The 21,989-nt window shown below is 65.9% G+C and carries 22 protein-coding genes; 15 read left to right on the top strand and 7 right to left on the bottom strand.

What is annotated here, in order from left to right; translation table 11 throughout:
* Window positions 1-31 precede the first annotated feature (31 nt).
* The 6 genes from putA (at window position 32) to VX159_RS02560 (ending at window position 7,902) form a co-directional block, all read left to right on the top strand.
* Window positions 32-3,196: a bifunctional proline dehydrogenase/L-glutamate gamma-semialdehyde dehydrogenase PutA gene (gene putA / locus VX159_RS02585; protein ID WP_371324429.1), complete on the top strand. Its 3,165-nt coding sequence runs from the start codon at window positions 32-34 to the stop codon at window positions 3,194-3,196.
* 61 nt (window positions 3,197-3,257) lie between these two features.
* A complete protein-coding gene (locus VX159_RS02580) occupies window positions 3,258-4,172 on the top strand; it encodes a branched-chain amino acid ABC transporter permease LivH (RefSeq protein WP_371324428.1) in 915 nt (304 codons plus the stop codon).
* Window positions 4,172-5,470 carry a high-affinity branched-chain amino acid ABC transporter permease LivM gene (gene livM / locus VX159_RS02575; RefSeq protein WP_371324427.1) on the top strand — a complete coding sequence of 433 codons (1,299 nt, stop codon included), beginning with the start codon at window positions 4,172-4,174 and terminating at the stop codon, window positions 5,468-5,470. The genes VX159_RS02580 and livM overlap by 1 nt, the downstream gene beginning before the upstream one ends.
* 40 nt (window positions 5,471-5,510) lie before the next feature.
* Entirely contained in the window at window positions 5,511-6,293 is a 783-nt protein-coding gene (locus VX159_RS02570) for an ABC transporter ATP-binding protein (protein ID WP_371325483.1), read from the top strand.
* Window positions 6,293-7,006, top strand: coding sequence for an ABC transporter ATP-binding protein (locus tag VX159_RS02565; RefSeq protein ID WP_371325482.1), 714 nt, complete (start codon window positions 6,293-6,295; stop codon window positions 7,004-7,006). The genes VX159_RS02570 and VX159_RS02565 overlap by 1 nt, the downstream gene beginning before the upstream one ends.
* Window positions 7,003-7,902, top strand: coding sequence for a DMT family transporter (locus VX159_RS02560; protein WP_371324426.1), 900 nt, complete (start codon window positions 7,003-7,005; stop codon window positions 7,900-7,902). Before VX159_RS02565 ends, VX159_RS02560 begins: the two co-directional genes overlap by 4 nt.
* Window positions 7,903-7,959: 57 nt before the next feature.
* Here the strand turns inward: VX159_RS02560 and VX159_RS02555 are convergent, their stop codons facing one another.
* Genes VX159_RS02555 through VX159_RS02540 form a run of 4 tightly spaced genes read right to left on the bottom strand, consistent with a single transcriptional unit; the run spans window position 7,960 to window position 9,927 of the window.
* Entirely contained in the window at window positions 7,960-8,607 is a 648-nt protein-coding gene (locus VX159_RS02555; protein WP_371324425.1) for a BON domain-containing protein, read from the bottom strand.
* Complete coding sequence (locus tag VX159_RS02550; RefSeq protein ID WP_290894398.1) at window positions 8,607-9,197, bottom strand: phosphoheptose isomerase; 591 nt, start codon at window positions 9,195-9,197, stop codon at window positions 8,607-8,609. Before VX159_RS02550 ends, VX159_RS02555 begins: the two co-directional genes overlap by 1 nt.
* 45 nt (window positions 9,198-9,242) lie before the next feature.
* Window positions 9,243-9,557 carry an HIRAN domain-containing protein gene (locus VX159_RS02545; RefSeq protein ID WP_371324424.1) on the bottom strand — a complete coding sequence of 105 codons (315 nt, stop codon included), beginning with the start codon at window positions 9,555-9,557 and terminating at the stop codon, window positions 9,243-9,245.
* 7 nt (window positions 9,558-9,564) lie between these two features.
* On the bottom strand, window positions 9,565-9,927 hold the full coding sequence (locus VX159_RS02540) for a YraN family protein (protein WP_371324423.1): 363 nt from the start codon (window positions 9,925-9,927) through the stop codon (window positions 9,565-9,567).
* Window positions 9,928-9,977: 50 nt separating this feature from the next.
* On the opposite strand from VX159_RS02540, the gene rsmI reads away from it, so the two are divergent.
* Complete coding sequence (rsmI, locus tag VX159_RS02535; protein ID WP_371324422.1) at window positions 9,978-10,817, top strand: 16S rRNA (cytidine(1402)-2'-O)-methyltransferase; 840 nt, start codon at window positions 9,978-9,980, stop codon at window positions 10,815-10,817.
* A 12-nt stretch (window positions 10,818-10,829) separates the two neighbouring features.
* On the opposite strand, the gene VX159_RS02530 is transcribed toward rsmI, so the two are convergent.
* Complete coding sequence (locus VX159_RS02530; protein ID WP_371324421.1) at window positions 10,830-11,333, bottom strand: hypothetical protein; 504 nt, start codon at window positions 11,331-11,333, stop codon at window positions 10,830-10,832.
* A gap of 59 nt (window positions 11,334-11,392) precedes the next feature.
* On the bottom strand, window positions 11,393-13,453 hold the full coding sequence (locus VX159_RS02525) for a TonB-dependent receptor (RefSeq protein WP_371324420.1): 2,061 nt from the start codon (window positions 13,451-13,453) through the stop codon (window positions 11,393-11,395).
* A 247-nt stretch (window positions 13,454-13,700) separates the two neighbouring features.
* Here VX159_RS02525 and VX159_RS02520 point away from each other — a divergent pair, with 247 nt between their 5' ends.
* The 6 genes from VX159_RS02520 to VX159_RS02495 all read left to right on the top strand — a co-directional run bounded on the left by VX159_RS02520 (window position 13,701) and on the right by VX159_RS02495 (window position 19,123).
* On the top strand, window positions 13,701-14,558 hold the full coding sequence (locus VX159_RS02520) for a formyltransferase family protein (protein WP_371324419.1): 858 nt from the start codon (window positions 13,701-13,703) through the stop codon (window positions 14,556-14,558).
* Window positions 14,559-14,666: 108 nt separating this feature from the next.
* Complete coding sequence (gene pyrC, locus VX159_RS02515) at window positions 14,667-15,698, top strand: dihydroorotase (RefSeq protein WP_371324418.1); 1,032 nt, start codon at window positions 14,667-14,669, stop codon at window positions 15,696-15,698.
* 24 nt (window positions 15,699-15,722) lie between these two features.
* On the top strand, window positions 15,723-16,148 hold the full coding sequence (locus VX159_RS02510; RefSeq protein WP_371324417.1) for a hypothetical protein: 426 nt from the start codon (window positions 15,723-15,725) through the stop codon (window positions 16,146-16,148).
* Window positions 16,145-16,933 (top strand): DUF3025 domain-containing protein, encoded by a 789-nt coding sequence (locus VX159_RS02505; protein ID WP_371324416.1) that lies wholly within the window; start codon window positions 16,145-16,147, stop codon window positions 16,931-16,933. Before VX159_RS02510 ends, VX159_RS02505 begins: the two co-directional genes overlap by 4 nt.
* A complete protein-coding gene (locus VX159_RS02500) occupies window positions 16,930-17,775 on the top strand; it encodes a class I SAM-dependent methyltransferase (RefSeq protein WP_371324415.1) in 846 nt (281 codons plus the stop codon). Before VX159_RS02505 ends, VX159_RS02500 begins: the two co-directional genes overlap by 4 nt.
* Before the next feature lie 82 nt (window positions 17,776-17,857).
* Entirely contained in the window at window positions 17,858-19,123 is a 1,266-nt protein-coding gene (locus VX159_RS02495) for an ATP-binding protein (protein ID WP_371324414.1), read from the top strand.
* A 205-nt stretch (window positions 19,124-19,328) separates the two neighbouring features.
* On the opposite strand, the gene leuA is transcribed toward VX159_RS02495, so the two are convergent.
* Window positions 19,329-21,008: a 2-isopropylmalate synthase gene (gene leuA / locus VX159_RS02490; protein WP_371324413.1), complete on the bottom strand. Its 1,680-nt coding sequence runs from the start codon at window positions 21,006-21,008 to the stop codon at window positions 19,329-19,331.
* 123 nt (window positions 21,009-21,131) lie between these two features.
* Here leuA and VX159_RS02485 point away from each other — a divergent pair, with 123 nt between their 5' ends.
* Window positions 21,132-21,608 (top strand): Lrp/AsnC family transcriptional regulator, encoded by a 477-nt coding sequence (locus VX159_RS02485; protein WP_371324412.1) that lies wholly within the window; start codon window positions 21,132-21,134, stop codon window positions 21,606-21,608.
* Between the two features lie 93 nt (window positions 21,609-21,701).
* The gene (locus tag VX159_RS02480; protein WP_371324411.1) at window positions 21,702-21,950 is read left to right on the top strand and encodes a hypothetical protein; all 249 of its coding nucleotides are present in this window, start codon (window positions 21,702-21,704) and stop codon (window positions 21,948-21,950) included.
* Window positions 21,951-21,989 lie beyond the last annotated feature (39 nt).

Genomic DNA, 21,989 nt, shown 5'->3' with positions numbered 1-21,989 from the left:
GAGGGCCCGGCCCATCACCGTAGGTGACACCATGACCGAACTGCAATCCAGCGCCACACTGCGTGCCCGCATTCGCGCCCGCCACCGGGCCGATGAAGACGAAGTCGTACAGGAGCTGCTGCGCCTCGCCCGCTTCACGCCGGCCGGGCAATACCAGATTCTCGAACGCGCCCGCCCCCTGGTCGCCCGGGTTCGTGCCGAGCGCAACAAGACCACCGGCATCGACGCCTTTCTCAATACTTACGACCTCTCGTCGCGCGAAGGCATCGTGCTGATGTGCATGGCCGAAGCCCTGCTGCGGATTCCCGATGCAGAAACCGTCGACCGCCTGATCAAGGACAAGATCGGCGCCACCGAATGGGCCGAAAAGCTCGGCGCCTCGCACAGCCTGTTCGTCAACGCCTCAACCTGGGCCCTGATGCTGACCGGCCGCATCATCAACCTCGGCGACGAAGACAAGCACCCCGGCGGCACGCTCGGCAAGCTGGTTTCCCGGATCGGCGAGCCGGTGATCCGGCAGGCGACGCTGACCGCCATGCGTATTCTCGGCAAGCAGTTCGTGATGGGCCGCAACATCGGCGAGGCGCTGGAGCGCGCGCGCAGCGCCGAAAAGCACGGTTACCGCCACTCTTATGACATGCTTGGCGAAGCCGCCCGCACCAGCGAGGATGCGCTCCGCTATTACGAATCTTACGCCCGCGCCATCGCCGCCATCGGTCAGGCCGCGAACGGGCTGCCGCCACTGGAAGCCCCGTCGATTTCGGTCAAGCTCTCGGCGCTGCATCCGCGCTACGAGGCCAGCCAGCACCAGCGGGTGCTGCGCGAACTGCTGCCGACGGTGAAGAAGCTGGCCCTGCTCGCCAAGCAGCACAACATCGGCTTCACCATCGACGCCGAAGAAGCCGACCGCCTCGAAATCTCGCTCGACCTGATCGAAGCCCTCGCGCTCGACCCCGAACTGGCCGGCTGGGACGGCTTGGGACTCGCCGTCCAGGCGTACATGAAGCGCGCCCTGCCCACCCTCGACTGGCTCGCCGACCTGGCCCGCCGTGCCCAGCGCCGGCTGATGGTACGTCTGGTCAAGGGCGCCTACTGGGACGCCGAAATCAAGATGGCCCAAGAGCGCGGCCTGAGCGATTACCCGGTATTCACCCGCAAGCAGTCGACCGACGTTTCCTATCTGGCCTGCGCCCGCCGCCTGCTGGCCGACCGGGAAGCCTTCTACCCGGCCTTTGCCACCCACAATGCCCAGACCCTGGCGGCGGTGGCCCAGATTGCCGCCGAATCCGGCGCCGGCCACGACTGGGAATACCAGCGCCTGCACGGCATGGGCGAAGAACTCTACGACCAGATCGTCGGCCCCGACTGCTGGAACATCGCCTGCCGGGTCTATGCCCCGGTCGGTACGCACGAAGACCTGCTCGCCTATCTGGTTCGCCGCCTGCTTGAAAACGGCGCCAACTCGTCGTTTGTAAACCGTATCGCCGACGCCGACCTGCCGATTGACGACCTGCTCGTCGATCCCTGCGAAAAAGTCGCTGCCTTTGCCGCCGGCCCCGCCGGCCTTCGCCACCCACGCATTCCGCTGCCCGTTCAACTGTATCGCGCGGCTGGCGACGAACGCCCCAATAGTGAAGGACTGGACATGTTCGATCAGAAAACCATCAACGACCTCGCCGCCGCCCTGGCCGCCAGCCGGCAGCAAACCTATCGCGCTGCCCCCATGGTGGGCGGTGCCATCCTCAGCGGCCCGGAGCAGGCACTGTACGCGCCGGCCAACCGGGCTGAACTGCTCGGTCACTGCGTCGACGCCAGCCCGGAGCAGGCCGCCGAAGCGATGCGTCAGGCCGCCGCTGCTTACCGCCGCTGGGAGAAGACCCCGGTTTCGACCCGGGCCGCTGCGCTCGACCGCGCCGGACGCCTGCTACAGGAGCGGATGCCTGAACTGGTTGCGCTGATCGTCCGCGAAGGTGGCCGCACCCAGGGCGATGCCGTTGCCGAAGTCCGCGAAGCCATCGACTTCTGCCATTACTACGCCAAGGAAGGCCGCAACCGCTTCTCGGCGCCACTGGAACTGCCCGGCCCAACCGGCGAGAAAAATCTCCTCAGCCTGCACGGGCGCGGCGTTTTCGTCTGCATCAGCCCGTGGAACTTCCCGCTGGCGATCTTCGTTGGCCAGATTGCCGCTGCGCTCGCCGCCGGCAACTGTGTCGTCGCCAAGCCGGCCGAGCAGACGCCCTTGATCGGCGCCCTGGCGGTGCAACTGCTGCATGAAGCCGGGATTCCGGCCGATGTGCTGCATTTCGTCCCCGGTGCCGGCGCCGTCGGCGCGGCCCTGGTGGCCGACCCGCATTGTGGTGGCGTGGCTTTCACCGGCTCGACCGAAGTCGCCCGCCATATCGCCCGCGCGCTGGCCGCCAAGGACGGCCCGATTGTGCCGCTGATCGCCGAAACCGGCGGCCAGAACGCGCTGATTGCCGACTCCTCGGCACTGCCCGAGCAACTGGTGCGCGATGTCGTTGCCTCGGCCTTCAACTCGGCCGGGCAACGCTGCTCGGCACTGCGCGTCCTCTGTGTGCAGGAAGACATCGCCGACAAGGTCTGTGCGATGCTCAAGGGGGCGATGCAGGAACTGGTGATCGGCGACCCGAGCGACATCCGCACCGACGTCGGCCCGGTGATCGACGCCGAAGCTTGTGCCGGACTCGAAGCGCACGCCCGCAGCCTGGCTGCCGACGCCCGCGAGATTCACGTCTGTGCGCTGCCGGCCCACTGTCCCGACGGCAGTTTCTTTGCTCCGCAGGCTTACGAAATCGACAGCATCGGCCGCCTGCAGCGCGAAGTCTTCGGGCCGATCCTGCACGTCGTCCGCTGGCGCTCCGACCGGCTCGGCGAACTGTGCGACAGCATCGCCGCCACCGGCTATGGCCTGACCCTCGGCATCCACAGCCGGATCGACGAAACCGTCGCCTTCATCACCGAGCGTCTGCACGTCGGCAACACCTACGTCAATCGCAACATCATCGGTGCCGTGGTCGGGGTCCAGCCTTTCGGCGGCGAAGGGCTGTCCGGAACCGGCCCCAAGGCCGGCGGCCCGCACTACCTGCTGCGCTTCGCCAGCGAACGCACGATCTCAATCGACACCACGGCCGCCGGCGGCAACGCCAGCCTGATGTCGATGGACGAAGCCCAGTAACCGTCGTCACCGTGTGCCCTGCCCGCCGGGCGGGGCGCCGGGAGTAGCTCCGGGAGTAAGCATGACCCTCTTTTTTCAACAACTGATCAACGGGCTGACACTCGGCTCGCTGTACGGGCTGATCGCGATTGGCTACACGATGGTGTACGGCATCATCGGGATGATCAATTTCGCCCACGGCGACATTTACATGATCAGCGCCTTCATCGCCGTCACCGCGTTCACGCTGCTGGCAGCCGCCGGAGTTTCGTCGGTGCCGCTGGCCCTGCTCTTCGTGCTGCTGGTCACCCTCTTTTTCACCACCGCCTACGGCTGGGCCGTCGAACGGACCGCCTACCGGCCGCTGCGCGGCGCGCCGCGCCTGGCGCCGCTGATTTCAGCCATCGGCATGTCGATCTTCCTGCAAAACCTGGTGCAGGTCACCCAGGGTGCCCGGGTCAAACCGATCCCGCCGGTGATCGAAGGCGGCATCACGCTGTTCGGCAGCGGCGGCGATGCCGTGCATCTGGCCTGGACCCAGCTGCTGGTCATCGTCGTCACCGTCGGCCTGATGCTGGCCTTTACCTGGCTGATCACCCGCACCTCCTTCGGCCGCCAGCAGCGGGCCTGCGAGCAGGACCGGACGATGACCGCGCTGCTCGGGATCAACGTCGACCGCGTGATTTCCTCGACCTTCATGCTCGGCGCTGCGCTCGCCGCTGTCGCCGGGGTGATGGTCACGGTCTACTACGGCGTGGTCGATTTTTTCATCGGCTTCGTCGCCGGGATCAAGGCCTTCACCGCTGCCGTGCTCGGCGGCATCGGCTCGCTGCCTGGCGCGATGCTCGGCGGCCTGATCATCGGCCTGATCGAAGCCTTCTGGGGCGCCTATCTGTGGGCTGAATACAAGGATGTGGCCACCTTCGGCATCCTGATTCTGGTCCTGATGTTCCGCCCCAGCGGCCTGCTCGGCCGCCCAGAAGTGGAGAAAGTCTGATGTCCGCTCCTTTTGCCATCGCCCATCCGCCCAGCCTGGCCGAACGCCTCAAGGATGCCGGGGCCGCCGCGCTGGTCGCCCTGATCCTCGGCATTCCGCTGATCGGCCTGACCACCCAGGACCAGGGCGGCGCCCTGGTCGTGCTTACCCGCTGGCCGGAATTGCTGCTCTTTGTCGTCGCCAGCGCGCTCGGGCGTTTTTGCCTGCGCTGGGCCGTTGACCGTGTTCAGGCCAAACGCCGCCACCAGGCAGCGAGCGCGCCGACCAACCGTCATGGCTGGCTGGGCAAGCTGGCCTGGTTGCTGCTCGGGGTCGCGGTCGTGCTGCCGCTGTTCTTCCTCGAAGACCGCTACGTGGTCGACACCGCCACCACCGTGCTGATCTACGTCATGCTCGGCTGGGGCCTGAACGTGGTGGTCGGTCTCGCCGGCCTGCTCGACCTCGGCTATGTCGCCTTCTATGCCGTCGGCGCCTACACCTACGCGATCCTGGCTACCCAGTTCGGCTGGGGCTTCTGGGAGGCGCTGCCGCTCGCCGGACTGGCCGCTGCTGCTTTCGGCATCCTGCTCGGCTGGCCGACCTTGCGCCTGCGTGGCGATTATCTGGCGATTGTCACCCTCGGTTTCGGCGAAATCATCCGCATCGTGCTGGTGAACTGGACCGAATTGTCGGGCGGCCCCAACGGCATCGCCTCGATTCCCCGCCCGAGCTTTTTCGGCCTGCCGTTCAAGGCCGGCGGCGACGAGGAAAGCCAGACCTTCGCCAGCTTTTTCGGGCTGGAGTTTTCGCCGATGCACCGGATCATCTTCCTTTACTACCTGATCCTGGTCCTCGCCCTGCTCACCAACCTGCTCGTGCTGCGCCTGCGCAAGCTGCCGGTCGGCCGTGCCTGGGAGGCGCTGCGCGAAGACGAAATCGCCTGCAAGGCGCTCGGGATCAACGTCACCAACGTCAAGCTTTCGGCCTTTGCGCTGGGCGCGATGCTGGGCGGCTTCGCCGGGGTCTTCTTTGCCGCCCGCCAGGGTTTCATCTCGCCGGAGAGCTTCGTGTTCACCGAGTCGGCGATCATTCTGGCGATTGTCGTGCTTGGCGGCATGGGCAGCCAGCTCGGCGTCGTCCTGGCGGCCTCGGTGCTGGTGCTGCTGCCCGAATTCGGGCGCAATTTTTCCGAATACCGGATGCTCGCCTTTGGCCTGGCGATGATCCTGATCATGGTCTGGAAGCCGGGCGGCCTGCTCGCCGCACGCCAGCCGACCCTGCGCCTCGGTGTTGGCGCCAAGGAGACTGCCCGTGACTGATGCCCGCACCCCCACCCTGCTCGACGTGCGCAAGTTGAGCATGCGCTTCGGCGGCCTGACGGCCATCGACAATCTGTCGCTGCAAGTTCCGGCCAACCGGATTACTGCGATCATCGGCCCCAACGGCGCCGGCAAGACCACCTTATTCAACTGCCTGACCGGCTTTTACACCCCGAGCGAGGGCGATGTCTGCCTGCAGCACCCGCAGCATGGCGAAATCCACCTGCAGACCCTGCCCTCGCACCGCGTTGCCCGCGACGCCGGGGTGGTCCGTACCTTCCAGAATATCCGCCTGTTTCCCAAGATGACGGTGCTGGAAAACCTGGTCGTCGCGCAGCACAACCGCCTGCAACAGGCCTCGCGTTTCTCGCTGGCCGGCCTCTTCGGGCTGCCCGGCTACCGTCGCGCCGAAGAGGCGGCGATCAGCCGTGCCGCCACCTGGCTGCAACGCCTGGGCCTGCAGCAATTCGCCGACACCCCGGCCGGTGCCCTGCCCTACGGCACCCAGCGGCGGATCGAGATTGCCCGCGCCTTGTGCGTCGAGCCGATCCTGCTCTGCCTCGACGAGCCGGCAGCCGGCCTCAATCCCAAAGAGTCGGCCGAGCTCAACGAGTTGCTGCTGCACCTGTCGCGCGAGCGCGGCATTGCGATCATGCTGATCGAACACGACATGAGTGTGGTGATGAAGGTATCCGACCATATCGCGGTGATCAACTACGGGCGCAAGATCGCCGAAGGCACACCGCTGCAGATCCAGAACGATCCGCAGGTGATCAAGGCCTACCTCGGCGAAGACGAAGAAGAGACGGAGGTCGCGGCATGATGCTCAAACTCTCGGGCGTGCATGCCCATTACGGACATATCCACGCCCTGCGCGGGATTGACCTGGAAGTCGCCGCCGGCGAGATCGTGACCCTGATCGGCGCCAACGGGGCCGGCAAGTCGACGCTGATGATGACGCTGTTCGGCGCCCCACGGGCTTCGGCCGGACGCATCGTTTTCGACGGCGAGGACATCACGGCGCTGCCGACGCACCAGGTGCCGCATCGCGGCATCGCGCTGGTGCCGGAAGGGCGGCGGATCTTCCCGCGCATGAGCGTGCTGGAAAACCTGCAGATGGGTGCGGTGCTGGCCGACCCGGCCAACTTCGAGGCCGACGTCGCGCGCATGATCGAACTCTTCCCGATCCTCGGCGAGCGTCGCTTGCAACGCGCCGGCACCTTGTCCGGCGGCGAACAGCAAATGCTGGCGATTGCCCGCGCGTTGATGAGCCGGCCGCAGCTGCTGCTGCTCGACGAACCGTCGCTGGGGCTGGCGCCGCTGTATATCAAGCGGATTTTCCAGATCATCCGCGACCTCAACCGCGAACACGGGATGACCATCTTGCTGGTCGAGCAGAACGCCCACCACGCACTGCGCGTCGCCCACCGGGGCTACGTGCTGCAACACGGCGAGATCGTGCTTTCCGGTAGCGGTCAGGAGTTACTGGCCAGCCCCGAGGTCCGTGCCGCCTATCTCGAAGGCGGCCACGGGTGAGCGCGCCGCCACCACGCTGGCTGCCGTTTGTCGTCCTCGGCTGCGGCCTGACGGCGATTTCTTTCGGTGCGATCCTGGCCAGGCTGGCCCAGGGTGAAGGCGCGCCATCGCTGCTCGTCGCCTGCGTCCGCCTCGGCTTGGCGGCGCTGGTGGTGACGCCGCTGGCGCTGTGGTTTGGCGGCAGCGCATTGCGCCAGCTGAGCCGCCGCCAACTGGCGCTGGGACTGGCGGCCGGCGGCTGCCTGGCGCTGCACTTCGCGACCTGGATCAGCTCGCTGGAATACACCTCGGTGGCTTCCAGCACCGCGCTGGTCACCACCAACCCGCTGTGGATCGGTCTCGCCGGTCTGCTTTTCTGGGGCGAACGGCCCAACCGGGCCATGCAGGGCGGGATCGCGCTATCGCTGCTGGGCAGCCTGCTGATTTTCTGGAGCGACAGCGCCAACGCCGCCCCCGGCAGCCAGCCGCTGCTCGGCAATGCGCTGGCGCTGGTCGGCAGCTGGTGTTTTTCCGCCTATCTGCTGCTCGGCCGCCGCCTGCGCGCCGGCTTGCCGCTGACTGCCTATATCTGGATCGCCTATGGCGTTGCCGCGCTCTTCCTGCTCGCCGCCGTGCAGTTGACCGGTCTCCGCTTCGACACCTTGAGCAGCGGCGCCTGGTGGGCGATGGCCGGGATGGCGCTGGGGCCGCAACTGCTTGGCCATACCGCTTACAACTGGTCGCTGCGCCACGTCTCAGCCACCTTCATCGCGGTGGTCACGCTCGGCGAACCGGTCGGCAGCGCGCTGATGGCTTACGTCTTTTTCGGCGAGGGTTTCGGTCCGCTGCAGTTTGCCGGCTTCAGCCTGTTGCTCGGCGGCATTTACCTTGCCGCGCGTGGCGAACGCGAGCGCTGAAAGCAAAAATGCCGTTTTGCCACGGTCGACCGTGGCAAAACGGCAAAATCGCCGGGTTTAACGGCTTTCGACCGGTGCCGGGCGCTGCGCCCCGGCCGGGGCCAGGTCCAGCCGGCGAATCTCGGCGTCGGACAGGACCTCAAGCACATTGACCACCTTCCTGACGCCGTCGGTGGTCCGCGCCACCTGCACCGCTACCTTGGCTTCGTAGTCGGTCACCACCCCCATCAGGTAGGTGTAGCCGTTCTCGGTCACCACCTTGATGTGGTTGGCCGAAATCTTCTGCGAATCGACCAGCCGGGCCTTGACCTTGGAGGTGACGAAGCTGTCGCGGCTGCGCACGGTCAGGCTGCTTGGCGCCGCCACCACCAATTCGTTGAACACCTCGCGGACGCCCTGCACCGCGCGCACGGCAGCTTCGATTTCCATCCGCGCCTCGTCGCTGGCAACCTCGCCGGTCAGCAGCAGGCGCCGGTTGTAGGCGGTGGCATTGACGTGCGCGGCGCTGCGGAAGCGGGCCGGGATGGCTTCGCCGGCCTTCCACTCCAGGCTTTCGTCATCAGCCTGGGTGCCGGTGCTGCGGCGGTCGTGGGCGCTCATCACCCCAGCGGCGGTGCCGGCGACGATCGCCGGGAAACAGCCCTGCAGCAGCGGCAGGGTCAGCGCCAGCGCAGTTGCGGCGAGGGTCAGGCGGGGCTTGTTCATTACTCGACTCCGAGCAGCAGTGCGTCGATCCCGTCGCACAGGCAGTGAATGATCAGCAGGTGGGTTTCCTGGATGCGCGCGGTGCGTTGCGCCGGCACGCACAGGTGGATGTCGTCGTCGCGCAGCAGTTCGCCGATCTGGCCGCCGTCGCGGCCGGTCAGCGCGATCACCCGCATCTCGTGTTCGTGGGCGGCGTTGATCGCCTCGATCACGTTGCCGGAATTGCCCGAGGTCGAGATCGCCAGCAGCACGTCGCCGGCATGGCCGAGGGCGCGCACCTGGCGGGCAAAGATCTGGCTGAAAGCGTAGTCGTTGGCGACTGCAGTCAGGATCGAAGTGTCGGTGGTCAACGCAATCGCCGCCAGCTCACCGCGTTCGGCTTCAAAGCGGCCGACCAGCTCGGCCGCAAAGTGCTGCGCGTCGGCGGCCGAGCCGCCGTTGCCGCAGGCGAGGATCTTGCCGCCGTTGAGCAGGCTTTGGGTCAGGGTCTCGATGGCGGCGGCAACCGGAGCAGCAAGCAGGTCGACGGCTTCGAGCTTGGTACGGGCGCTATCCTCGAAATTCTCGGCAACGCGGGCAATCAGATCCATGAAATGCTTCCCTTGGCGGGTGAATAAAAGAAGGTCGATTTTACCTCAGAGCGGCGCATAGACTGAGAGTTCCACCCGTTCCCACGGCGTCGCCGCCAGACGCAAGGCCGTGACACGGGCATGCAGCGCGATTCCGTCGTCGAGTGCAGCGGCCAGCGGCGGATTCAGCGCCCGCGGCAAATAGCCGATCTGCCGGCCCTGCCAAAGCACGCGAATCGCCGCCGGATCGTGGCGATTTTCCGGCTCGCGCTGCAACTCCAGGTAGTCGCCCGGCGCCATCCGCAGCCCGACTTCGGCCAATCCATGGTATTGGCTGCCGGCCAAAGGGCAGCGCAGGATCAGGAAGGCCACCTCTGCCATCGCCGCCTCAGCCATCGGCCGCGAAGGCGCCGCGCAGCCAGCGCCAGTGGCCGGCTTCGTAGAGCAGGCAATCGAAGCGGCAATCGCACTCGCCGTGACGGGCGAGATAATGCCGCGCAGCAAGCAGCAGCCGCTGTTGCTTGGCCGCATCGATGCTCGCCGCCGCGCCGCCAAACCCGCTGCCGCTGCGCGCCCGCACCTCGACAAAAACCAGCGTGGCACCGTCGCGGGCGATCAGGTCGATTTCGCCGCCGCGCACGCGAAAATTACGGTCGACGATGCGCAGACCGGCTTTTTCCAGCAGTCGGGCCGCCGCCGTTTCGGCTTCGCGCCCCTTGGCGACGGTGGTATCGTTGCCGCTTCTTCGCATTTTGCCTCCGCCCCCGACGCTCCCCGCTGTCCGTGGCACCGCCGGAATTAATGACAATGGAATCACCCGCATTGTATGTCGTCCCGACCCCGCTGGGGAACCTCGCCGACCTCACCCGCCGCGCCGAGGAGGTGCTGCGCGCGGTGCCCTGGATCGCCGCCGAGGACACCCGCCACAGCGGCCCGCTGCTCAAGCAACTGGGCGCCCCGGGGCGGCTGCTGCCGGCACACCAGCACAACGAGCACGAAGCGGCACAGCGGATCATCGACAAGCTGCAGGCCGGCGAATCGGTGGCGCTGATTTCCGACGCCGGCACCCCCGGCATCTCCGACCCCGGCGCCCGCGTCGTCGCTGCGGTGCGCGCGGCCGGCGGCCGGGTGGTGCCGTTGCCCGGCCCGTGCGCGGCGACCACCGCGCTATCGGCGTCCGGTCTCGGTGACGAACATTTCCTGTTCTACGGCTTCCTGCCGAGCAAGGCCGGGCAGCGCCGGCAAGCCATCGAAAGCCTGCGCGCGACGCCGGCAGCATTGGTCTTTTACGAAGCCCCGCACCGGGTGCTCGACACCGTCGGCGACCTCGCCGAACTGCTCGGCGAGCGCACGCTGGTGATCGCGCGCGAACTGACCAAGCTCTTCGAGAGCATCCACAGCGGCCCGCTCGCCGAAGCACTCGACTGGCTCAAGGCCGACAGCAACCGCCAGCGCGGCGAGTTCGTGCTGATCGTTTCGGGCGCGCCAGCCGGCGGCGACGACAGCGAGGGCGAGCGGGTGCTCAAGCTGCTGCTCGCCGATGGCCTGCCGGTCAAACAGGCGGCCAAGCTCGCCGCCGCGATCAGCGGCGCCAGCAAGAACGCGCTCTACGACCTGGCGCTGGCACTCAGGAAGAGCTGATCCCGAGCCGACTCAGTGCCCGTCGCCAACGCGGTAATTGGCGTGGCAGGCGACGCAGCGCTGCAGATTGTCGGCCAGCAGGCGGTTGACCGCGTCCTTGTCGCCGATGGCTGTCGCAACTTCGGCGATCTCGTCGAAGGCTTCGTGCGTTGCCTTGCCGAGCGGGAAAAAGGCGGCCGGGGCTTTGCGCCGGATGCCCTGCAGCGGCGAATTGGGGTCAGCCAGGTCGGCGCGGTGGGCCTTGAGCCCGGCCGAGGCGGCGGCGGCAGCCACCTCCTGCATCTCGCCGCGCAGGCCGGCAGCCAGGATGCGCTGGGTAACGGCGAGGAAATGACGCATTTCCGAGAGCAGGAAATGTTTCTCGCCGGCGCTCAGGGTGAGCAGCTGGCGGCGATCCTCACCGCTGCCGTGCGGGTGTTCGTCGGGCAAGCCGACGGCCGGCTGCGCCAGCAGCGCAAATAGGGCAATGTTCACGGTCGACCGTGAAAACGAGGGAAAAAGCGAAAGATACGACATCGTCGATTCCAGAAAATGGCCCGCCGTCGGGCGGGCCGGTTGATGTGGCCGGGCGTCGCTCAGAAGTTGCCGCGCCACAGCAGTTGCAGCGAGCGGCCGGGCGAACGGATTTCCTGGCCGGACAACCCGTCGCTCAGATGCTCGTAATACTTCTTGTCGGCCAGATTGCGTACTGCCAGGCGCAGGCTCTGATCCTTGGCGTAAGCCCAATTGACACCGAAGTCGGCGGTAGCGAAGCCGGCGGTCGGATTTTCGGCACCGCGGGTGAAGCGGGTTGCCACCCGCTCCTGGCGGTCGACCAGGCGCAGCGTGAAGTCGCCGCTGACACCGGCGCCGAGCGCGCCGCGCCAGCCCAGCGACAACTCGTCAGCCGGCATCTGGAATAGCGCTTCGCCCAGATCCTTGTTTTCGCCGCGCACGCGCGAATAGCCGGCGCTCAACCAGTGGCCGCGCGCCACCTGCCAGCGCAGGCTGGCTTCCAGCCCCTTGATCGTCGCCGCGCCGAGGTTGACGGTCTTCTTGCAGTTGCCGGCGTTGGCCGCGCCGCAGGCCGCACTGGCCGCCGCGCCAGTCAGTATCTGGCCGGTCAGGTAGTGGTCAATCTGCTGGTAATAGGCGGCAACGCGATAGTCGAAGCGCTCGTTGCTGCCCTTGATCCCGATTTCGTACTGGTCGGCCTTTTCGGCCTCGACCTCGGGGCTGCCGGCGTAGTAATAGCCGTCGCCGCGCAGGCCGGATTCGTAGCGCTCGCGCATCCCCGGCGCGCGGAAGGCGCGGGCGTAGCTGGCGTAGGGGCGCAGCAGCGGCGCTACTTCGTAGATCGCGGCGAGGCTGCCCGACCAGGCGCTGTCGCTGTTGTCCAGGCCGCCTGTCCGGGCGCCGTTGTTCATGCTGTCGGCGCTGCTTTTGACCGTGTCGTAGCGCAGGCCGGCGAGCAGGTTGAGCGGGCCGAAACGCATGTCGTCCTGCAGGTAAACGCCGAGCGCCTTGACGCTGGCGTTCTGGAACGGATTGTTCGCCGCGAAGCTGGCAAAGGTCGGCGCGCCGGCCATCCAGCGGTCGGGGTTGGCGCGCATTTCCCAGGCATTGACGCCGAACGAGAACAGGTGATTGGGGTCCGCCAGCCAGTCGCCGCGTGCGTCGAGCCCGTCGGTACGGAAGGTGACGTTGTTGGTGACGATGTCGCGGCCCAGCCAGTTGGCCCAGGAATAGATGCTGCGCTCCATTTCCTGGCGATAGACGCGAACGTCGAGATTCAGCGGCTGCCCGCCGTCGCCCTTTTTCTGCCAGCCGAGTTCGAGCAGGCGGCGCTCCTGCGTCGGCGAATGAACGGTGGTGCTGTTGCGCGCCGGGTTGCTCGGGTGCATCCGCGTCGAGCCGGGATACCAGACGTTCTCGTCGCGATGGATTTGCGCCGAGACGCGCAACTGCTGCTGCCCGTCGATGCGGAAACGGTACTGGCCGATCACGCTGTCGGAGTCGTAGCCGGTGCGCGCGACCTTGCCTTCCGGCGCGCGGTAATCGTCGATGCGGGCCAGCGAGGTGCCGAGCATCAGCGCGTGGTCGCCGCTGGCGCCGTTGAACACCGCCGTACCGCGTGTGCCCTGGCTGGCACTATCGAACGCGGCCGCTGCGGCCAGCCCGACACCGGGGGTGAACCGCGCCTGCGGCAGAAGCACGTTGATCGCACCGCCGATCGCGCCGGTCCCGTAGAGCACCGAAGCGCCGCCCTTGACCACTTCGACCCGCTCGGCCAGGCCGAGGGTCATGAACGAAGCGATGGCCCCGGCTGGCTGCGCCGAGTTGAAGCGCACGCCGTCGACCAGCAGCACCAGGCTGTCCTTGCCCAGGCCGCGCAGCACCGGATTCTGGCCCTGCGCGCTGTCGGCGGCGATGGCGATCCCCGGCTCGCCGCGCAAGGCATCGCCGAGGTTCTGGCCGCCGCGCCGGTCGAGCTCGTCGCGCGTGAGCACGCCGGTACTGAGCGGGGTTTCCAGGTCGCCGGCGGCATAGCCCTTGGCCGTCACGTTGATCGGATTGAGCGAGGTTTCAGCGGCGTGCGCAGCGGAAAACAGCGCAGCCAGGCACAACGCCAGCGGGCGCAGTCGGGGCAAAGTCATGGACGAACTCCAAACGATGCGGCTGGCTGGCGGTGGCTGGCTGACCGGAAAGGGAAAAAAGGGAAGACGGCACCGGCGGAGACACGGATCGCGGCCCGCCAATATCAGCATTCTAATACATGAGAACAATTCTTATTTTGACGAAAATCATTTTCCTCTCGCCACGCGCCCCGCTTGCAACTCCGGCTCGGCATGGTAGAAAGTCGGCAGGCTGACTTTTCCTCTCCACTCAACCCTTGAGCCCCGCATGAAATTCGCCATCACCTTGAGCGACCGCTACCTCGGCGTTCTCGACGCGCTCCTGGCCCGTGGCTGGGAAGCGGTCAAAATTTTCAGCGCGCCGGTCGACCAGCGCCTGCACGACAACCGCGCGACCATCGCCAAGGCCACGCAGCAAGGCCTGCCGCTGCAACTGTCACGGCTCAACGAACGCGATCTGGCCCAACTCGGCGACGACGGCTGCGAACTTCTGGTGGTTGCCAGCTACCGCTGGCGGATCGGCGACTGGCAGCCCTATTTGCCGGCAGCGATCAATTTCCACCCCTCGCCGCTGCCGCTCGGCCGTGGCCCCGATCCGCTGGTCGCGGCGATCCTGCGCGGTGAAACCGAATGGGGCGTCAGTTGCCACCGCCTCGATCCCGAGTTCGACGCCGGCCCGCTCCTGAAAACCCGCCGCTTTCAACTAGCCTTCGACGAGTGCCGCGACAGCCTCGACCTCAAGGTGCAGATGCAGATGGCGCAGCTTGCCGGCGAGATTGCCGACGATTTCCCGGGTGCCTGGGCGGCGGCCAAGCCGCAGGCGGATGGCGAATATTTCCCGCTATGGACCGAGGCCGAGCGCGAGCTTGATTTCAACCGGCCGCTGGCTGAACTGCAATGCCAGTTGCGCGCCTTCGGCAGCATCGAATGTTCGGCGACGATCAATGGCCAGCAGATTCAGGTCCGCCGCGCTGTCGGCTGGCACGAGTGGCACGAACACCGGCCGGGCGCGCTGGTCCATGTCGATGCGCTGCGAATGGTGGTCGCGGTGCCCGACGGCTACCTCGGCATCGTCGAGTGGAGCCTGCTGCACGCGGATGCGATCACCGGCAACCTGCGCCGCTGACCAGCCCGTCACCGCGCCGATGGGCGCCCGGCCCCGCCGGCGCGTTCGCCCACACGGTCAACCGCCGCGACTGCTAAAATTGCGACCATCTCGCTAGGAAACACCATTATGCAACTGACGCTTACCCGCCCCGACGACTGGCATCTGCACCTGCGCGACGGCGCTGCCCTGGAAGCCGTGATCGGCCATACTGCCGCCCAGTTCGGCCGCGCCATCGTGATGCCCAACCTCAAGCCGCCGGTGACCACCGTCGAGCAGGCCGCTGCCTACCGCGAGCGCATCCTGGCCGCGATCCCTGCCGGCCTGAATTTCGAGCCGCTGATGACGCTGTACCTGACCGACAACACCCCGGCCAGCGAAATCGCCAAGGCTGCCGCCTCCGGCTTCGTCAAGGCGGTCAAGCTCTATCCGGCCGGCGCCACGACCAATTCCGACGCTGGCCTCACCGCCATCGAAAAGGCTTACGACACGCTCGCCGAAATGGAACGTGTTGGCCTGCCGCTGCTGGTGCATGGCGAAGTCACCGATCCGCAGATCGACCTTTTCGACCGCGAAAAAGTTTTCATCGACACCGTGCTGCTGCCGCTGACCCAGCGCTTTCCCAAGCTTAAGGTGGTGATGGAGCACATCACCACCAAAGATGCCGCCGAATTTGTTGCCGCAGCGCCGTCGACCGTGGCCGCGACGATCACCGCCCACCATCTGCTCTACAACCGCAACGCCATCTTCCAGGGCGGTGTCCGCCCGCATTGGTACTGCCTGCCGGTTTTGAAGCGCGAAACCCACCGCGAGGCGCTGGTCGCTGCCGCGACTTCGGGCAATCCGAAATTCTTCCTCGGCACCGATTCGGCACCCCACTCCAAATCGGCCAAGGAAGCCGCCTGCGGTTGCGCCGGCTGCTACACCGCCTACGCCGCGATCGAGTTGTACGCCGAAGCCTTCGAGGCGGTCGGCGCGCTCGACCAACTGGAAGCCTTTGCCAGCTTCAACGGCCCGGACTGGTACGGTCTAACGCGCAACCCGGGCAAAATCACCCTGGTCAAGGAAGACTGGCAGGTGCCGGCGAGCTACCCCTATCTGCCCGGTGACGAGATCGTGCCGCTGCGCGCCGGCGAAACCCTGCGCTGGAAACTGCGCTAAGCCCAGCGCCCCAAGGAGAACGCGATGCGCCATTGGCTGTTGCCCCTGCTGTTTGCCCCGCTGCTGACTGCCTGCGTCAACGATGGCGCCACTTACGAGATCAACGGCGCCGAACATTCGCTGTCGCTGATCCGCGAACAGCCGCTGTTCTGGGACAAGACGGTCAACCTCTCGCTGGCCGTCGCGCGCATGCCGGACTGCCTGCGCCGCCACAGCATCGGCCCCGGCACCGCCAATACCAAGGTCGAAATTTACCGCGTGCCCTCCGGCGCCTTCATCGTCCGTGCCGGCAAGCGGATGTACGCGACCGAGACCCAGACCTGCGAGGGCTGGGCCAAGATGGACGGTGAGCCGGACGATGTCGAGATCACGCTGATCGGCACCTTCCGGGTCAAGAACGACAAGCTGGTCTTCGTCAAGGAAGACGACGAAGAAAAGAAACGCAAGTGAGTCTCTACGCTTCGCCGCTCTTTGCGCCTTTGCGTCCCTGGCTGGAACGCCTGCCCGAAGCCCCCGACAGCCTCGCGCTGGCCGCACTGGCCGAGGCGTTCCCGGTCACCACCGAGACCGGGCAAACGATCCGCTTTGCACCGCCGGTCGCCGACGGCCGCGCCTACGAATGCCGGATCTGGGAGAGCGGCCAGGTCGAAACCCGCCCGGACAACTGGCACGACTTCTTCAACGGCCTGGTCTGGCTGGCTTTTCCGCTGACCAAGCTGGCGATCACCCGCAGCCACGTCGCCGCCTTCCGCCCGACGCAGGCTGACGGGCGCGGCATGGTCCGCGACGGGCTGACGCACTTCGACGAGTGCGGCATCGTCATCCTGTCCACCCGCCCCGAGTTGCTTGAACTGCTGCGCGCCTTTGCCTGGAAGGAGTTGTTCGTCACCCGCCGCGCCGAAGTCGAAACCTGCATGCGTTTCGTCGTTTTCGGCCACGCGACCTACGAACAATTGCTCGCGCCGTTTCGCGGCCTGACCGCCAAAGGCCTGCTGTTCGAGATCGAACCGGATTTTCTCGCCTTGCCCACCGAACAACAGCAGCCCGAACTCGACCGCCGCCTGGCGGCACGGATCGAGCAGGACTTCGCCGGAGCAACGCCGCTGCGCCCGCGCGACCTGCAGCCGCTGCCGCTGCTCGGCATTCCCGGCCTGACCCCGGACAACGCCGACCCGGCCTATTACGACGATACCTGGCAGTTCCGCCCGGGCCGCCGCCAGGCGGTCGGCGTATGAGCCGCCGTTCTTCTTCCCCGGCGGCCCCGGCCACTGCAACGCCGCAACATCCGATCCGCGCCGAAGCCCTCGACCCCGCGCTAAGCACGGTGGCGCAGCAGCTGGCAGAGCGGCTGCAACTGCCCTTTTCCACGGTCGACGCGGCGATTCCGGCATTTTTCGCGCTGCAGCTCGGCCCCGACGGGCTGCAATTCGTCGACCTCGGCCCCGACGCCCCCGGTCCGCTGCGCATCGACTTCACCGGCGGCGCCGTCGCCCATCGTCGCCAGTTCGGCGGCGGCAACGGCCAGATGATCGCCAAGGCGGTCGGCATCCAGCCCGGCATCCGCCCGCGCATCCTCGACGCGACCGCTGGCCTCGGGCGCGATGCCTTCGTGCTCGCCAGCCTCGGCTGCGAGCTGACGCTGCTCGAACGCCAGCCGATCATCGCTGCCCTGCTCGCCGACGGCCTGGCCCGCGCCGCCAGCGACCCCGAGGTCGGCGCGATTGTCGCGCGCATGCATTTGCAGCCGGCCGATGCCATCGCCACGCTGCGCGCCCTGGCCGCCAGCGCCGAAGCCGCTGACCGCCCGCAAGTCATCTACCTCGACCCGATGTTCCCGCAGCGCGACAAGAGCGCCCTGGTCAAAAAGGAAATGCGCCTGTTCAAACCGCTCGCCGGCAACGATGACGACGCGCCGGAACTGCTCGCCGCCGCCTTGGCACTGGCCAGCCACCGGGTGGTGGTCAAGCGCCCGCGCAAGGCACCGGCCGTCGCCGGCCGCGCCCCCAGCCACAGCCTCGAAGGCAGTTCCAGCCGCTTCGACATCTATGCGCTGAAGTCGCTCAAGGGCAGCAATTAAGGCCGCTTGAGCCACCGCAGGGCGGAGGCCCGGCGTTACAATGGAATAAAAACATGCACCGGAACCAGCAAGGAGTACGCGCATGAATTCCCCGTCAGCCCCAAACCAGCCGCTGCCCACCGATCTGGCAAGGATTCTCGATGCCAGCCCGGTGGCAACCTTTGTCATCGATCTTCAGCACCGGGTCATGCTGTGGAATCGCGGCTGTGCCGAAGTCCTCGGCGTCCCGGCCGACAGCGTACTCGGAACCGACCGCCAGTGGTCGCCGTTCTACCCATCGCCGCGCCCGACCATGGCCGACCTGATCATCGACGGCCGCATTGACGAGATCGCCGACCGGCTCTATGGCGGCAAAGGCCTGTCGCGCTCGGCGATCATCCCCGGCGCCTTCGAGGCTTGCGATTTCTTCCCGCACCTGGGCCCCGGCGGTCGCTGGCTGTTCTTTACTGCTGCCCCGATCCACAACAACGCTGGCGAAATCATTGGCGCCGTCGAAACCCTGCAGGACGTCAGCGCGCAAAAGCAAGCCGAAATCGCCCTGCAAACCGCCAATCAGGCACTGGAAGTCAAGGTCGCGGCGCGCACCGCCGAACTCGCCGAAGCCAACCGGCAACTTGCCGACGGCCTGCGACGGGCAGAGGAACTGAGTCAGCTCAAGTCCGACTTCATTGCCATGGTTTCGCACGAGTTGATGACCCCGCTGAACGCAATCAACGGCTTCTCCGAGCTGATCGGCATGGACCCCGGCAGCGAAGAGGTTGGCGAGTACGCAGAGGAAATCAATGCCAGCGGCAAGAACCTGCTGCACTTGCTCGACAGCATGTTGCAGATGGTCGAGATCGGTTCCGGCAAAGCCCGCATCATGATTTTTCCGCACGCCAGCGGCGAATTGTTTGAATCGGTCATCCGCGAACATGCGGCAGCCGCAGCAGAACGCGGCATTGAACTGTCGCTGCGCCAATCCCCCAAGATACCCGGCACACTGAAAACCGACGGCACCCGACTCAAATCCTGCCTCGGCGCGCTGATCGATAACGCCATCCGCTACATGGACAAACCCGGCGGCAAGGTCGCGCTCGAAGCCGATGCCGCCGCCGGCGACCTGTTGCTCCGGATAATCGACAATGGCCCGGGTATCCCGCCCGGCCAAGAGGAGAGCATCTTCGAACAGTTCCGCCAGGTGGAGGACTACGAGCAACGCCGGCACGGTGGTCTCGGCCTCGGACTCTCGCTGGCACGTGCGCAGGCTCGCCTGCTGGGCGGTGAGTTGTCTCTTGAAGGCAGTACCGGCGGCCAGGGCAGTTGCTTCCTGCTGCGGATTCCTGCCGAATTGCCAGACGCCGACTGAGACGAGCGCCCCTGTTCCCGCCGCAGAACGACTGATGCTGGCTCCAGAGCGTCTGGTTGCCAGCCTTGTTGTCCGTTCGCTCCGCCACTTCGCCCGACAATTGCAAGGACTGGAAAGCCGATCTCGATACCGCTCGGTCCGCACCTTGCGCAAATATCAGGGGGCAAAACCGGTCGCTGCCGCAGCAACGACCGGTTGATCAAACTCAGGCGGCCCTGCGCACCGCCTGCGCCACCAATTGGCGATTGACTCCCGCCAGCATCGCCAGAACCGATGCGGTAACGATATTGGCATCAATGGCAACGCCGTGCCGTTCACCGCTGACGCCCGGCATGGCGATTTCGAGGATGGCGCAGGCCTTGGCTTCGCCGCCGGCACCGAGCGAACGTTCCTCGTAATTGCGCACCTCAAGCACGATATTGGCCTGCTGCAAGGCGTGGACCGTAGCATCGATCGGCCCATTGCCCTGGCCGCTAAGCACATGGGCCACCCCGTCGATTTCGACCACCAGCCGGATACCCTGGCGCCCATCCTGCTCGAACAGGTGATGCTCGCGGTAGCGCACCGGCCCTGGCGGCGTAATAAAGGTGGTGCTGAACAAGGACCACAAAGCGGCCGCGCTCATTTCCCCGCCATGCTGGTCGGTATGCTGCTGCACCACCGACGAGAACTCGACCTGCATCCGGCGCGGCATGGCAATGCCGTATTCGGTTTCGAGCAGGTAGGCGATGCCGCCCTTGCCCGACTGGCTATTGACCCGGATCACCGATTCGTAGCTGCGCCCGACATCGGCCGGATCAATCGGCAAGTAGGGCACTGTCCAAAGCTCGTCCGCCTTTTGCGCGGCAAACCCCTTCTTGATGGCATCCTGGTGGGAGCCTGAGAAGGCCGTGAATACGAGGTCCCCGACGTATGGGTGGCGCGGATGGACCGGGAGCTGGGTACAGTGTTCGTAAGTCCGCGCAACGGCGTTGATGTCCGAGAAATCGAGTTGCGGATCGACGCCTTGGGTGAACATGTTGAGCGCGAGGGTGACCAGATCGACGTTGCCGGTCCGCTCGCCGTTACCGAACAGGCAACCTTCAACCCGATCGGCACCGGCCATCAGGCCGAGTTCGGCAGCTGCGACGGCAGTACCACGGTCGTTGTGCGGGTGGAGGCTGATCAACACGCTGTCGCGGCGGGCCAGATTCTTGTGCATCCATTCGATCTGGTCGGCATAAATATTGGGCGTGGCGATCTCGACCGTGGTCGGCAAGTTGAGGATCACCTTACGCTGTGGCGTCGCGCCCCAGACTTCGGTCACCGCGTCGCACACTTCCTTGGCGAATTCGAGTTCGGTCGCGGTAAACAATTCCGGGCTGTATTCGAGAACGATCTCGGTTTCCGGCATCTCGTCGGCGAGGGTCCGGATCAGGCGCACGGCATCGGTCGCCATGTTGACCACCTCGGCCTTGCTCATGTTGAACACGGTTTCGCGGAAGGTCTTGCAGGTTGCGTTATAGACGTGGACGATGGCCCGCTTGGCGCCCTTGAGCGACTCGAAGGTACGGCGGATCAGATGTTCGCGAGCCTGGGTCAACACCTCGATGGTGACGCCGTCGGGGATGTGCCCTTCCTCGATCAATTGGCGGACAAAGTCGAACTCGGTCTGCGATGCCGACGGAAAGGCGACCTCGATTTCCTTGAAGCCGATCTCGCACAGGGTCTTGAACATCCGCATTTTCTTATCGATGTTCATCGGCTCGAACAAGGCCTGGTTGCCGTCGCGCAGATCGGTGCTCATCCAGACCGGTGCCTGCGCAATCACTCGCCCCGGCCATTCACGGTCAACCAACGGAACAGGCGGAAAAGGGACGTACTTGCCGGTAGCTTGCGGGTTCATCTTGGGCTCCTGAACTAAAAATTTGCGATGGAGTGAATTCTAATGACGAGCAACCGCCATTTGCTTGCGTTTTCAACCCAAAAAGCAAAATAATTAGCAACAAATTTCCACCAAATAAACAAGATGAGCAATATTCAACCTCTAGACCGTTACGACCGGCAAATTCTCCAGCTCCTGCAACGGGACGGGCGTCTCAGCAACCAGGAACTCGCCGAGCAGATCGGGCTGTCCCAATCGCCGTGCCTGCGTCGGGTCAAGGCCCTCGAAGCCAGCGGCTACATTGCCGGTTATCGCGCCCTGGTCGATGCCCGCAAGCTGGGCTTGACCCTGATGGCGCTGATCGGCATCTCGATGGATCGCCACACTCCCGAACGCTTTGATCATTTCGAGTCGGAAATCAGCACCATTCCCGAAGTCCTCGAATGCCTGCTGATCACCGGCCAGCAATCCGACTACCTGCTCAAGGTGGTAGTCCGCGACATGGATGCCTATCACGAACTCCTACTCAAGAGGATTACCCGGATCAAGGGCGTCACCGGAGTGCACTCCAGCTTCGTCCTCCGCCAGGTCGTCAACCAGACGGCCCTGCCCCTCCCTTGATGCCGACCGGGTAGCCGGAGTAAGCTGTCATCGCACGGTAACCTCCGGACGGCATGCTGCTCCGGAGACCGCCCTTCTGGACAGGAGACCGCCATGCCGGAAATGCAATACTGCTACTGCTGCCGCGTCCATCACCCGCAATCCGAAATGCGGCTATTTCCCACCCGCCATGGCGAACGCTGGCGCTGCCTGCGCAGCATCGAGGCCGCCGCTGCCAGCCGCCAGAGCCGCGATGCCTTTGGCCAGGAGCAAAGCCGGATCAACCGTGAGCTGGCTCGGCGGCAGGCCGACTTTGCCCATTTTTCGCGCCGCCACCAGGACTCGCCCCGGCCGACCGGCTGAAGCGAACGACCGGCCGGTAAATTTGACGTGGCGGCCAGG

It is taken from the genome of Dechloromonas sp. ZY10 (assembly GCF_041378895.1).
Taxonomy (GTDB): domain Bacteria; phylum Pseudomonadota; class Gammaproteobacteria; order Burkholderiales; family Rhodocyclaceae; genus Azonexus; species Azonexus aquae.
Note: the sequence above shows the minus strand (reverse complement) of the source record. Positions and strands in the feature narration are given on the sequence as shown.

Excerpts from the sequence above, each read along its gene's own strand:
- putA (WP_371324429.1), top strand. The coding sequence starts at position 32 with ATGACCGAACTGCAATCCAGCGCCACACTGCGTGCCCGCATTCGCGCC.
- VX159_RS02580 (WP_371324428.1), top strand. The coding sequence starts at position 3,258 with ATGACCCTCTTTTTTCAACAACTGATCAACGGGCTGACACTCGGCTCG.
- livM (WP_371324427.1), top strand. The coding sequence starts at position 4,172 with ATGTCCGCTCCTTTTGCCATCGCCCATCCGCCCAGCCTGGCCGAACGC.
- VX159_RS02570 (WP_371325483.1), top strand. The coding sequence starts at position 5,511 with ATGCGCTTCGGCGGCCTGACGGCCATCGACAATCTGTCGCTGCAAGTT.
- VX159_RS02565 (WP_371325482.1), top strand. The coding sequence starts at position 6,293 with ATGCTCAAACTCTCGGGCGTGCATGCCCATTACGGACATATCCACGCC.
- VX159_RS02555 (WP_371324425.1), bottom strand. The coding sequence starts at position 8,607 with ATGAACAAGCCCCGCCTGACCCTCGCCGCAACTGCGCTGGCGCTGACC.
- VX159_RS02550 (WP_290894398.1), bottom strand. The coding sequence starts at position 9,197 with ATGGATCTGATTGCCCGCGTTGCCGAGAATTTCGAGGATAGCGCCCGT.
- VX159_RS02545 (WP_371324424.1), bottom strand. The coding sequence starts at position 9,557 with ATGGCAGAGGTGGCCTTCCTGATCCTGCGCTGCCCTTTGGCCGGCAGC.
- VX159_RS02540 (WP_371324423.1), bottom strand. The coding sequence starts at position 9,927 with ATGCGAAGAAGCGGCAACGATACCACCGTCGCCAAGGGGCGCGAAGCC.
- rsmI (WP_371324422.1), top strand. The coding sequence starts at position 9,978 with ATGACAATGGAATCACCCGCATTGTATGTCGTCCCGACCCCGCTGGGG.
- VX159_RS02530 (WP_371324421.1), bottom strand. The coding sequence starts at position 11,333 with ATGTCGTATCTTTCGCTTTTTCCCTCGTTTTCACGGTCGACCGTGAAC.
- VX159_RS02525 (WP_371324420.1), bottom strand. The coding sequence starts at position 13,453 with ATGACTTTGCCCCGACTGCGCCCGCTGGCGTTGTGCCTGGCTGCGCTG.
- VX159_RS02520 (WP_371324419.1), top strand. The coding sequence starts at position 13,701 with ATGAAATTCGCCATCACCTTGAGCGACCGCTACCTCGGCGTTCTCGAC.
- pyrC (WP_371324418.1), top strand. The coding sequence starts at position 14,667 with ATGCAACTGACGCTTACCCGCCCCGACGACTGGCATCTGCACCTGCGC.
- VX159_RS02510 (WP_371324417.1), top strand. The coding sequence starts at position 15,723 with ATGCGCCATTGGCTGTTGCCCCTGCTGTTTGCCCCGCTGCTGACTGCC.
- VX159_RS02500 (WP_371324415.1), top strand. The coding sequence starts at position 16,930 with ATGAGCCGCCGTTCTTCTTCCCCGGCGGCCCCGGCCACTGCAACGCCG.
- VX159_RS02495 (WP_371324414.1), top strand. The coding sequence starts at position 17,858 with ATGAATTCCCCGTCAGCCCCAAACCAGCCGCTGCCCACCGATCTGGCA.
- leuA (WP_371324413.1), bottom strand. The coding sequence starts at position 21,008 with ATGAACCCGCAAGCTACCGGCAAGTACGTCCCTTTTCCGCCTGTTCCG.
- VX159_RS02485 (WP_371324412.1), top strand. The coding sequence starts at position 21,132 with ATGAGCAATATTCAACCTCTAGACCGTTACGACCGGCAAATTCTCCAG.
- VX159_RS02480 (WP_371324411.1), top strand. The coding sequence starts at position 21,702 with ATGCCGGAAATGCAATACTGCTACTGCTGCCGCGTCCATCACCCGCAA.